The organism is Allosphingosinicella sp. (assembly GCF_036387215.1).
In the GTDB taxonomy this organism is placed as follows: Bacteria; Pseudomonadota; Alphaproteobacteria; order Sphingomonadales; family Sphingomonadaceae; genus Allosphingosinicella.
Window position 1 is genome coordinate 1 of the sequence record NZ_DASVUE010000189.1, and the last position, 10,487, is coordinate 10,487.

9 protein-coding genes and 1 pseudogene are annotated in these 10,487 nt (G+C 68.9%); 9 read left to right on the plus strand and 1 reads right to left on the minus strand.

What is annotated here, in order from left to right; genetic code table 11:
• The 5 genes from VF662_RS07745 to VF662_RS07765 all read left to right on the plus strand — a co-directional run.
• Nucleotides 1-913, plus strand: a 913-nt coding sequence (locus VF662_RS07745) for an NADH-quinone oxidoreductase subunit N (protein WP_464139567.1), incomplete at its 5' end; no start/stop codon positions are given.
• A gap of 16 nt (nucleotides 914-929) precedes the next feature.
• Complete coding sequence (locus VF662_RS07750; protein ID WP_464139586.1) at nucleotides 930-1,619, plus strand: biotin--[acetyl-CoA-carboxylase] ligase; 690 nt, start codon at nucleotides 930-932, stop codon at nucleotides 1,617-1,619.
• Between the two features lie 53 nt (nucleotides 1,620-1,672).
• Nucleotides 1,673-2,458 (plus strand): type III pantothenate kinase, encoded by a 786-nt coding sequence (locus tag VF662_RS07755; protein WP_464139569.1) that lies wholly within the window; start codon nucleotides 1,673-1,675, stop codon nucleotides 2,456-2,458.
• A gap of 43 nt (nucleotides 2,459-2,501) precedes the next feature.
• Nucleotides 2,502-4,139 (plus strand): ribonuclease J, encoded by a 1,638-nt coding sequence (locus VF662_RS07760; RefSeq protein ID WP_464139571.1) that lies wholly within the window; start codon nucleotides 2,502-2,504, stop codon nucleotides 4,137-4,139.
• Nucleotides 4,139-4,408: a DUF1467 family protein gene (locus VF662_RS07765; protein WP_464139573.1), complete on the plus strand. Its 270-nt coding sequence runs from the start codon at nucleotides 4,139-4,141 to the stop codon at nucleotides 4,406-4,408. The genes VF662_RS07760 and VF662_RS07765 overlap by 1 nt, the downstream gene beginning before the upstream one ends.
• Here VF662_RS07765 and VF662_RS07770 read toward each other — a convergent pair.
• A complete protein-coding gene (locus VF662_RS07770; protein ID WP_464139575.1) occupies nucleotides 4,405-7,524 on the minus strand; it encodes a hypothetical protein in 3,120 nt (1,039 codons plus the stop codon). The two genes, VF662_RS07765 and VF662_RS07770, sit on opposite strands and share 4 nt — an antisense overlap.
• 93 nt (nucleotides 7,525-7,617) lie before the next feature.
• On the opposite strand from VF662_RS07770, the gene VF662_RS07775 reads away from it, so the two are divergent.
• The 4 genes and pseudogenes from VF662_RS07775 to VF662_RS07790 all read left to right on the plus strand — a co-directional run.
• Nucleotides 7,618-7,920 carry an Hpt domain-containing protein gene (locus VF662_RS07775; protein ID WP_464139577.1) on the plus strand — a complete coding sequence of 101 codons (303 nt, stop codon included), beginning with the start codon at nucleotides 7,618-7,620 and terminating at the stop codon, nucleotides 7,918-7,920.
• Nucleotides 7,921-7,987: 67 nt separating this feature from the next.
• Complete coding sequence (locus VF662_RS07780; RefSeq protein WP_464139582.1) at nucleotides 7,988-9,196, plus strand: hypothetical protein; 1,209 nt, start codon at nucleotides 7,988-7,990, stop codon at nucleotides 9,194-9,196.
• Between the two features lie 35 nt (nucleotides 9,197-9,231).
• Nucleotides 9,232-10,281, plus strand: a complete 1,050-nt coding sequence (locus VF662_RS07785) for a DUF2336 domain-containing protein (RefSeq protein WP_464139584.1) — start codon at nucleotides 9,232-9,234, stop codon at nucleotides 10,279-10,281.
• Nucleotides 10,278-10,487: pseudogene (locus VF662_RS07790) on the plus strand (PAS domain-containing sensor histidine kinase); the annotation flags it as partial. The gene VF662_RS07785 and the pseudogene VF662_RS07790, both read left to right, overlap by 4 nt.

The window sequence follows — 10,487 nt, forward strand, 5'->3', positions numbered from 1 at the left end:
TCTTTACGGCTTCACCGGCTCGACTCTGTTCGGCGACATCTCCGCCGCACTGGGCCGCGACGGCGTCTCGACCGGCGAGCTGTTCGGTCTCGTCTTCGTGCTCGCCGGCATCGCCTTCAAGGTCTCGGCCGTGCCGTTCCACATGTGGACTCCGGACGTCTACGAGGGCGCGCCGACGCCGGTCACCGCCTTCTTCGCATCGGCGCCCAAGGTCGCCGCGATGGCGCTCCTCACGCGCGTCGCGATCGAGGGCATGGGGCCCGCCACGTTCGAATGGCGCCAGATCGTCATCTTCATGGCGCTCGCTTCGACCGTTCTCGGCGGCGTTGCGGCAATCGGGCAGCAGAACATCAAGCGGCTGCTCGCTTATTCCTCGATCAACAATGTCGGCTTCGCCCTGATCGGTCTCGCCGCGGCAACGCCCGACGGCGTCGCCTCCGTGCTCTTCTACATGGCCGTCTATGTCGTGATGACGCTCGGCTCCTTCTTCGTCGTCATGCGGATGCGCGACGAAGCCGGCCGTCCGGTCGAGACGATCGCCGCCCTCTCCGGCCTCTCGCGCTCGCGCAAGCTGCTCGCGCTTGCGATGGCGATGTTCATGTTCAGCCTTGCCGGCATCCCGCCGCTGATGGGCTTCTGGCCGAAATTCTACGTGTTCAACGCCGCGGTGCGCGCCGATCTCACCTGGCTCGCTTTCGTCGGCATCGCGACGTCGGTGATCGGCGCCTATTATTATCTGAAGATCGTCAAGACGATGTATTTCGACGATCCAGCGCCCGCCTTCGAGCGTAGCCGCGACTGGCTGGAAGGCCTGCTGATCGCCGCTGCAGCCGTATTCGTGTCGCCGCTGGGCTACCTCCTGATCGCGCCACTGGACATGGTCTCGCGCAACGCGGCGGGGTCTCTCTTTTGATGAAGAGAGACCTGTTCTGATCCGAACGGTCGAAGAGACAGGTTCGACCAATAACGATGTAGCCGCCCTTGCGCGGGCCGGGGCGCAGGAGGGTCTCTGGCTCCGCGCCGAGCGACAGACGGGCGGCCGCGGCCGGCAGGGCAGGGGCTGGCACTCGCCCGCCGGCAACCTCTACGCAAGCACGCTAGTCCGCCTCCAACCGGCCGATCCTCCGGCGGCGACGCTTGCGCTGGTCGCGGCAGTGGCGCTGCAGGAGGTCGTGTCGGCCTACGTCCCCACTCGCCGGGTGCTGATCAAATGGCCGAACGACCTTCTGGTCGAGGGCGAGAAGCTGAGCGGCATCCTGCTGGAGCGCGAGGGAGACGCGGTGGTGATCGGCATCGGCGCCAACCTTGCCGCCCGTCCGGAGGGCCTCGATCGACCAGCCACCAGCGTTGCCGCGCTCATCGGCTCGGCGCCGGATCCAGCCGTCTTCCTCGAAACCCTTGCTGAGGCCTTCGCCCGCTGGCTCCGCCGCTGGCGGGGCGAGGGGCTTGCTCCGGTCCGGGCCGGCTGGCTGGCCGCCGCCCACCCGATCGGCACCGCACTTGCCACGAGCTCGGGCGAGGGCCTGTTCGACGGCCTTGATGAGACCGGCGCTCTCCGGCTCCGCCTCGCCGACGGCACCACCGCCATCATCCACGCCGGCGATGTCTTCCTGATCTGAGCGCGCTCGGTCCGCCTCTCGCCATTTGGCGCCGCCGCGGCTAGTGCAGCCCCATGCTGCTCGCGATCGACGCCGGGAACACCAATCTCGTCTTCGCGCTCGTCGAAGACCGCGTGATCCGCGCCCGCTGGCGGATCGCCACCGATCCACGCCGCACTGCCGACGAATATGCGGTGTGGCTGCACCAGCTCCTCCAGCTCGAGGGACATGAGCGGGGCGCCGTCGACGGGGTCATCATTGGCACCGTCGTCCCGCGCGCGCTCCACAATCTGGAAGTGCTCGCACTTAAATATTTCGGGGTGGAGCCGCTCGTCGCCGGGCAGGCGCCCGCGGACTGGCGGATCGAACTCGACGTTGCCGAGCCGAAGACGGTCGGCGCGGACCGGGTCCTCAACGCCATCGCCGCCCACGCCATCCACGAGGGCGACCTCATCGTCGTGGATTTCGGGACCGCCACCACCTTCGACCTCGTCGATTATTCGGGTGCCTACAAAGGCGGGATCATCGCGCCCGGCATCAACCTCTCGCTCGATGCGCTGGTGACGGCCGCTGCCAAGCTTCCGCGCATCGCTATCGAGGCGCCGGAGAACGATCTTTCCGTGATCGGCCGGACCACCGAGGACCAGATGCACATCGGCATCTACTGGGGCTATGTGGCGATGATGGAGGGCCTCGTCTCCCGGATGAAGGAGGAGATCGGCCGCCCGGTGAAGGTAGTCGCAACCGGCGGCCTCGCCACATTGTTCGACCAGCACACCGACATCTTCGATGTGATTGAGCCCGATCTCACCATTCAGGGTCTCGCTCTGCTTTACAAACGGGCCGGAAGCGCCACTTGAAGCTCAGCTCCGCGCGAACGCTCCCGGAGACTTAAGGAACAGAATGAAACCCGGAAAAGAACTCCTATTCCTCGCTTTGGGCGGATCCGGCGAGATCGGCATGAACGTCAATCTCTACGGCTGCGACGGCAAGTGGATCATGGTCGATCTCGGCATGACCTTCGCCGATCCCGCTTATCCCGGCATCGACCTCGTGCTCCCGGATCTGAGCTTCATCGAGGAGCGGCGCGAGGACCTGCTCGGGATCATCCTCACGCACGGGCACGAGGATCATATCGGCTCGATTCCCTATTTCGCGGCCGATCTCGGCGTTCCGATCTACGCCACCCCGTTCACGGCCGGCCTGATCGCCAACAAGCTCGAGGAAGAGGGGCTGCTCGGCGAGGTGAGGCTGAACGTCGTCGAGCAGGGCGGCGACTTCCAGCTGGGCCCGTTCGACGTCCGCTACGTCCCGCTCGCGCACTCGATCGCGGAAGCCAATGCGTTGCTGATCGAGACCCCCTACGGCAAGGTCTTCCACACCGGCGATTGGAAGCTCGACAACGCGCCCCAGATCGGGCGCCCGACCAGCGACGAGGCGATGCGGGCGATCGGCGACAGCGGCGTGCTGGCGCTGGTCTGCGATTCCACCAATGTCTTCAATTCCGAGCCCTCGGGCTCTGAAGCAACTGTCCGCGGCGGCCTCGAGGAAGTCGTTGCAGCTGCGAAGGGGAGGGTGGTCGTCACCACCTTCGCCTCCAACGCCGCTCGTCTTCACACCTTGGGCCGGGTCGCCCGCGCCACCAACCGGCAGCTCTGCGTCGCCGGCCGCTCGCTGGACCGGATCATCAAAGTGGCCCACGCCACCGGCTATTTGAAGGACTTCCCCGAAACGATCGACTTCGACACGGCAATGTCGCTTCCGCGCCGGGAGGTGCTGATCGTCGCCACCGGCGGCCAGGGCGAGGCGCGGGCTGCGCTCGGCCGGATCGCGTCCGGTGAGCACAAGATCAAGCTCGAGGACGGCGACACCGTCGTCTTCTCCTCGCGCCAAATCCCCGGCAACGAGCTCGACATCGGCCGGATCATGAACGCGCTCGCCCGCGCGGACGTGAAGACGGTTACCGAGCGCCAGGCGCACGTTCACGTCTCCGGCCACCCGGCGCGTCCCGAGCTTGCGGCGATGTACCACTGGATTCGGCCCGAAATCCTGATCCCGGTTCACGGTGAGAGCCGCCACCTCCACGAGCATCGCCGCTTCGGGCTGGAGCAGGGGATCCCGAAGAGCATCGTCCAGGAAAATGGCGACCTCATCCGCCTCGCGCCCGATGGGCCGCAGAAGATCGGCTCCGAGCGCGTCGGACGCCTGATCCTGGACGGCGACGTGATGCTCACCGCCGACGGCGCAACGATGAGCCAGCGCCGCAAGATCGCCGCCAACGGCGTCATCTCGGTCGCGGTCGCGGTCGATCCGCAGAGCCGCCTTCGCGGCGATCCCCAGATCGCGATCGAAGGCATTCCGGTCGAGGAGGACCGTCACGACTTCCTCGCCGAAGCCTGCGACGCTGCCGCCGGCGCAGTGCGGAAAGGAGCGGCCAATGAAGACAAGCTTCGCGAGGAGATCCGCCTCTCCGTCCGCCGCTGCGCCACCGAATGGACCGGCAAGAAGCCCGTCGTGGACGTTCTGATCGTCAGGGTCTGATGCGCTTCCAGTCCGCGCTTGCCATCTACGCGCTCTTCTGGGTGATGAGCTTCTTCCTCGTCATCCCGTTCGGAGTGCGCACCGACGAGGAGGCGGGCGCGAAGCGTCTCCCGGGCCATGCCGAAAGCGCCCCGCACCGCTTCCGCTTCGGGCAGGCGGCGCTGCGCGCAACCCTGCTGGGGTCGCTGCTCTTCGGCCTCTACTATCTCAACTACGTCAACGGCTGGATCGGCGTCGAAGCGCTCGATTGGGCGACGCCGCCCGACTAGCGCAGCCGCTCGATCGCCTGGGCGAGCGCGACGTAGAGCTTGCCCATGTCGGACGAGAGCACCGTCACTCCAAGCGCCGAGCTGTCGCGGTCGGCGAGGATCCGCCGAAGCATCGACTCGAAGTCGTGGATGTAGCGGTTCACCTGCTCCCGGAATTCCGGCTCGTTCTCGTAATGCTGGACGATTTCGCGCGCCTGCGAATTGTCGATCAGCCGCACGGCCCGCCGAGTGAAGACGCCGCGGTCGCCCTTGAGGTAGGATGCCCAGGCGCTGTCGGTGACTTCGTTCGAAAGGATCTTGGTGACGTCAATCGCGGTCGAGTTGAGCGACTCGATGAGGAGCGCCACGCGCCGGGAGAATTGCTCGCTCTCCCTCGCTTCGCGCTCCTTCCGCTCCTTCTCGATCCGGCCTTCGACTGCGCCCGCGGCCTCGCCGATCGTCAGCATCTGCCGGGTCAGCCGCTCGGAGGCCTTGCGCGCCGCTTCAACCGCACGTTCCGCCACCGCGCCGAGCTCCGCCATCTGCCGCTCGACCGTTTCGCCGACAGCGCCCTGAACCGCTTCCCGGCTCGCCTCGCCGAGCGCAGCGGCGCTTTGCGGGATCACGGCGGCGATCGCTTCCCGCGCCCGCTCCGCCGCCTGCGTGGCCGTCTCGCGCACCCTCACCAAGGCCTCGACCAGCTCCGGCCCGGTGCTCTGCGTCATCCTGCCTGCCGCGTCGTCCGCTTCGGTCGCCGCAGCGCCAAGCGCGCGCAGCTGTGCTTCGACGCCGCTGACGCCCTCGTCGAGACGCGCCAGCAATGCATCGAGCGCCTCGCGCTGGCGGCCGACGCTGCCTTCCGCCTCCGCAAGCCGCGTTGCCGCGCTTTCCGCAGAGGCTTGCAGCTGTTCCAGCTGCGGTGCGATGCCCGCGGTCGTGCTGCGGGCGCGCTCCGCCTGCTGCTCGACCTGCGCCAGCGCCGCCGGAACGCTCGTTTCGAGCGCTTCCGAAATGCCCGCCAGCGCGGTGCGGATCTCGGCCGCGCGGCCGGAAAGCTCGGCCGCTCGTGCCTGGCCGCCGTCCAGCGAGTCCGCAAGCTCCGACACGGAGGCGCTCACCGCCGCCAGCGCTTCGCCGAGCTCGTTTGCCCGCGTTCCGCCCTGTTCGCGAAGAGAGGCGAACCGCTGTTCCACTTCGGCCAGCTGGGCGAGGAGGTCGGCTGTAACGGTCCGCGCGGTGCTCTCCAGCACCGCCTGCTGCCGTCCGACGCTTGCCTCCGCTTCGGCAAGCCGCGCCGCCGCTTCGCCGGCCGACGCCTGCAGCGCGGCCACTTGCGGCGCAATGTCGGCCGCAATGCCGCGCGTCCGCTCGGCCTGCTGCTCGACCTGTGTAAGCCCCTCGGGCACCGACCCCTGGAGGGCTTCGGTGATTCCCGCCAGCGCCGTCCGGATCTGGTCTGCGCGGCCGGAAAGCTCGGCCGCCCGCGCCTGCCCGCCGTCGAGCGCCCCCGCCAGCTCCGCGACGGACGAACCGACCTCCTCCAGTGCCCGGCTGAGCTCCCTTGCCCGTGCCCCGCCCATCTCCCGGACGGAGACGAACCGGCCTTCGAGTCCCGCCAGCTGCTCCATCAGGTCTGCCGTCACGGTACGGGCGGTGGCCTCCAGCGCCTGGCGCTGCCGCGCGACGGCCGCTTCGGCCGCTGCAAGGCTGGTTGCGGCGTTTCCGGCCGCCGCCTCGACCTCGGCCACCTTCGGCGCGATCGCCGCGGTGAGCGAATGCGTCTGCTCCGCCTGCTCCTGCACCCGGGCAAGCGCCGCGGGCACGTCGCCGTTGAGCTGCGCAGTGACGCCGGTCAGCGCCTGCGCCATCTCGTGCGCGCGCTCGATGAGGTTGGCGGCGCGGTCCTGGCCGCCGGTAAGATCGGCGGCGAGTTCGTTGACCCGAGCGCGCACCGCCTCGATCGAGGTCCCGAGCTGCTCGGCGTTGCTCGCGCCGGTCTGGCCGAGCGCGGCGAACTTCTGGTCGAGCTCGGCAAGCTCCTTGGCAAGGCCGGTGACGAGCGCGTGGCTCGCCGCGTCCTGCGCAGCCAGATGCCCCGCCAGACTCTCGATCTTGCCGCCGATATGCTCGAGCCGCTGCGCAAGGTTGCGCCCTGCATCCTCTCCCGCGCGGTCGAGTGCCGCCCGGCTCTGCTCGATCATCGCAAGCATCGCCGCGCCCTGCGCCTGGAGCCCCGAACGGGCCGCGTCGACGGCCTCCGCCGCACGCGCCATCGTGTCGTCCACGGCCGCGGTCATGCTTGCGGCCGCCTCGTCCATCCGCGTCGCCGCCGCCGCGGTCGTGCTTTCGACCCGCGCGAGGTGCGCCGCAAGCCGCTGCGCCGCGCCGCCGACGACCTCGTCGGCCTCCCGGCCACGCGCCACCAGCGCCGAAAGCTGCCCTTCCAGCGCCCCGGTCTGCCCGTGGGCGGTGAGGCCCGCCTCCTTCATCGCTTCAGAGAGCGAGCGGGCATGCTCCTCGGCCCGCGGGAGGTCTTGCAACAGGACGCCGATATCGACCCGCGCCGCCTCCGCCGCCGCTTCCAGAGCTTCGGATTTCTTGTCGAGGCTGGCGCTTTCCTTGGAAAGGTAGTGCGCGACCCGGCCGAGACGGTCCGACGCTTCGTCGCCGAGAGACATTAGCTTTCCGGCTTCATTCCTGAGCCTTGCGTGATTTTCCTCGAGCCGCGTTGCAACCACGGCGAGCACGCCTTCGAGCGCCGAGCTCTCGTTCCGCATCGCGGCGACCGCGCGCCGGAACCGCTCCGTCTCGCGGCGCGGCGTGTGGCCGAGGATCAGCCAGGCGATCCCAAGCAGGATCAGCGGCGGGCTGACGAAGGTGATCCACTGGAGCACATTGGGGACCGTCACGGCCGCGCGCGTCTGGAGCATCGACCAGATCGCAGCGCCGGTCCAGGCAAGCGCGAGCAGCAGCAGGACGCCTCCTGCCAGCTTGGGAAGCGCGCTGCGTTCCTCCGGAAAGCCGTAATCGGGAGCGTCGGGCTCCGCCTGGCTCGTGATTTCCGCCTTGCCCACCCAGTCGCGGGCGGTGTCGCTGGTGCCGGTCTCCGGCTGCGCTTCGGCGCGCTGTGCCCCCATAGTCATGCCCTTGGTTTACCACTTTTCGGCGGCTGCGGAAGAGATGATCGGGAGCGAAACGAGCTATTAACGCCGATCGGCTAATGGAGCGGGATGGTATACGATCCCGGAGCCCTCAACGCCTCCCTCGCCGCAGCCGTCGGCGCGGACAGCCTGCTGATGGCGGAGCTTCGCGACGCCTTCGTCGAAAGCGCCGCGCGGCAGGCGGACCTGCTGGGCCGGGCCCGCTGCGATGCCAATTGGCAATTCGCCGCCTCGCGCCTCAAGAGCATCGCCGCAAGCTTCGGCGCGGTCGGCCTGATGGAGCTTGCCGACGAAGCACTCGCCGGCGCTCCCGGCGATCCGGTGATCCTCCGCAAGCTTCGCGCCGCAATCGAAGATTTCGCCATCGTCTGAGCCGAACGGCTTTGCATGCCGGGCGGCGCCCGCCTATCCCTCGTGCTTGAGGGAGGGCAGAACACCTGTGAGCCTGGCGGCGCTGATCGCAGCCTATCATGAATCGGATGAGCCGGAGGGTGGCCTCCGCGCGACGCTTCCGCTTGCCGGCCGCACCCTGGTCGAGCGGCAGGCGCGTCTTGCAGCCGCCGCGGGTGCCGATCCGATCGTGATCCTCGTCGAACGCGTGCCGCCCGAGCTCACCGCGGCGATCGACCGGATGCGCTCCGAAGGGATCAGCGCCGCGGTTGCCCGAAGCGCTGCCGAAGCGGCCGAGGCCGTCCACCCGGATGACCGGCTCCTGCTAATGGCCGACGGCCTCGTCGCGGACGAGAGCCACGTCGCCCGCCTCACCAGCGCCGGCGGTTCGGCTCTTCTCACCATGCCGGACCAGCTCGGCGATGCCCGCTACGAACGGATCGACGCCGATTCGCTCTGGGCTGGCCTCGCGCTCATCGACGGCGACCTTCTGAAGCGGACGGCGCCTCAGCTCGGCGAGTGGGACCTCCAGTCGACTCTGCTCCGGAAGGCGGTCCAGGGCGGCGCTCGCCATTTCGCAGTCCGCGGCGAGGAGAGCGACGACGGGCTCGTCATGGCAGAACGGGCCGAGGACCTCGCCGAGGCCGAAGCAGCGATCGTCGAGAGCGCGGGAGCATCGCGGGGAAGCTGGATTTCCCGTTACTTCCTTGCGCCCGTCGAGCAGTCGCTGACCCGCCTCCTGATGCCGAGTTCGGTCACCCCCGGCTGGCTTTATGTCGGCGCTGCGGTGCTGATTGGGCTTGCAGGCCTCCTCTTCGCCCGCGGCTGGCTGCTCAGCGGGATGCTGCTCCTGCTTCTTTCGACCCCACTCGACGGCGCCTCCGACCGGCTCGCCCTGCTCCGGATGCAGCGCAGCGGCGCGCCCGACTGGTGGGGATACACGCTGCCGCTCATCGCCGGCATCGCGCTCGCGGCGCTGGGTTATTCGCTGGGCCAGACGCGCGGCTGGGGATGCTTCGCTCTCGTCGCCGGTACCGTGGCCTTCATGATCGCGCTTTACGGCGAGACCGAGGGGCAGGAAGTGCGCGGCCACCATTGGCTGGCGGAGCCGAAGGGAATGGCCTGGCTTCTGCTCCCGTTCGGCCTCACCGGCAATTGGGTCACCGGCCTCGGCGCACTCGCCGCCTTCGCCGCCGGCTCCTTCTTCTGGGCGCAGCGGCAGATCCACCACCGCTTCGCCGCGGGGAAGCAGGATTAGCGGCGATTTAACCCTGCCGGGGCTATGGCTCTCCAATGTCCGACGATCGGCTGACCACGGCTGAGAATGGCGACGACGCGCGGCTGCTCGATGCGGCCGTGCGCGAGCGGCTTGCCGTGGCCGCCGCCGACCTCCGTCTGAAGCCGTCGCTTCGCTTGACGGAATGGCAGCGGGCGACCGTCTCGGCGCTTGCCGCCAAGGTCGTTCGGACGGTCGAGGACGATCTCCGCATCAGCCTTGCCGATGCCCCCCATGCCCGCGCGAACGAGGCGCTTCACGCCGCGCTGACTTCCGCGCATGTCGCCATCGCTGCTCCGATCCTGGAGCGATCGGGCGCCCATGCCGAGCCGCCGCTCGTTGCCGCGCTCATCCGCCGCACCGAGGAGCATCGGCTCGCCCGCAGCCGCGGTAACAGCGAGGCAGGGCTCCTCCTCGAGCTCATCCGCGACGAGGACGAACAGGTCTCGGAGCAGGCGATGGCGATCCTGATCGCGCACAGCCGCCGTTTCGACGGCTTCGGCGAACCGGTCGCGGCGCGTACGGAGCTTCCCGCCGAGCTCGAGCACCGGCTCGCCTGGCGTGTCGCGGCCGCGCTCCGCGCCTATATGATCGACCGCCACGGCGTGCCTGCCGCCGACGCCGACGCGATGCTGGTTTCCGCCGCCGAGCGCCTGCTCGCGGACTATGACGAGGGCGACGGGCTGGAGGCCCGCTGCATGCGACTCGCCCGCCGCCTCGACCAGCTCGGCCGCGTGGATGACGACCTGACCGAGCGCAGCCTCACGGAAGGGTCGCTGCCGCTGTTCCTCGCCTTTATCTCCGTCCGGGCATCGCTCGGCCGCGATGCGGCCTGGGAGATCGTCTCCGACCCTCGCGGCCGCGGCGCGCCGTTGCTCTTGAAGGCTTCGGACCTTGGCCGGGAGCAGGCCGGATCGATCCTGCTCGGCCTAGCATCCTCCGAAGACCTGGTGGCATCCCAGCTCGATCTGTTCGACGTCACCTCCGCGGCGGAGGCGCGCGCTGCGCTCCGGCTCTGGCAGGTCGACCCCTTCTACCGCGAAGCGCTTGCGGAAATCGCCGCATGAGCGAGCGGAAACCTGCCTTGAGCTCGATCCGCGGCCGTATCGACGAAGAGGATCGCCTTGTCGCGGCCGATCCCGACCTTGCCGGCTTGCACCTGAGGGCCGGGGGCGAGGAGAGGGGCGCACTCGCGCTTCCGCAGGTGGCGGCGCTTGCGCGGCTTGCGAGGCGGCTCGGGATCGTGATCTCCCGCGCGGTGATGGTGGCCGAC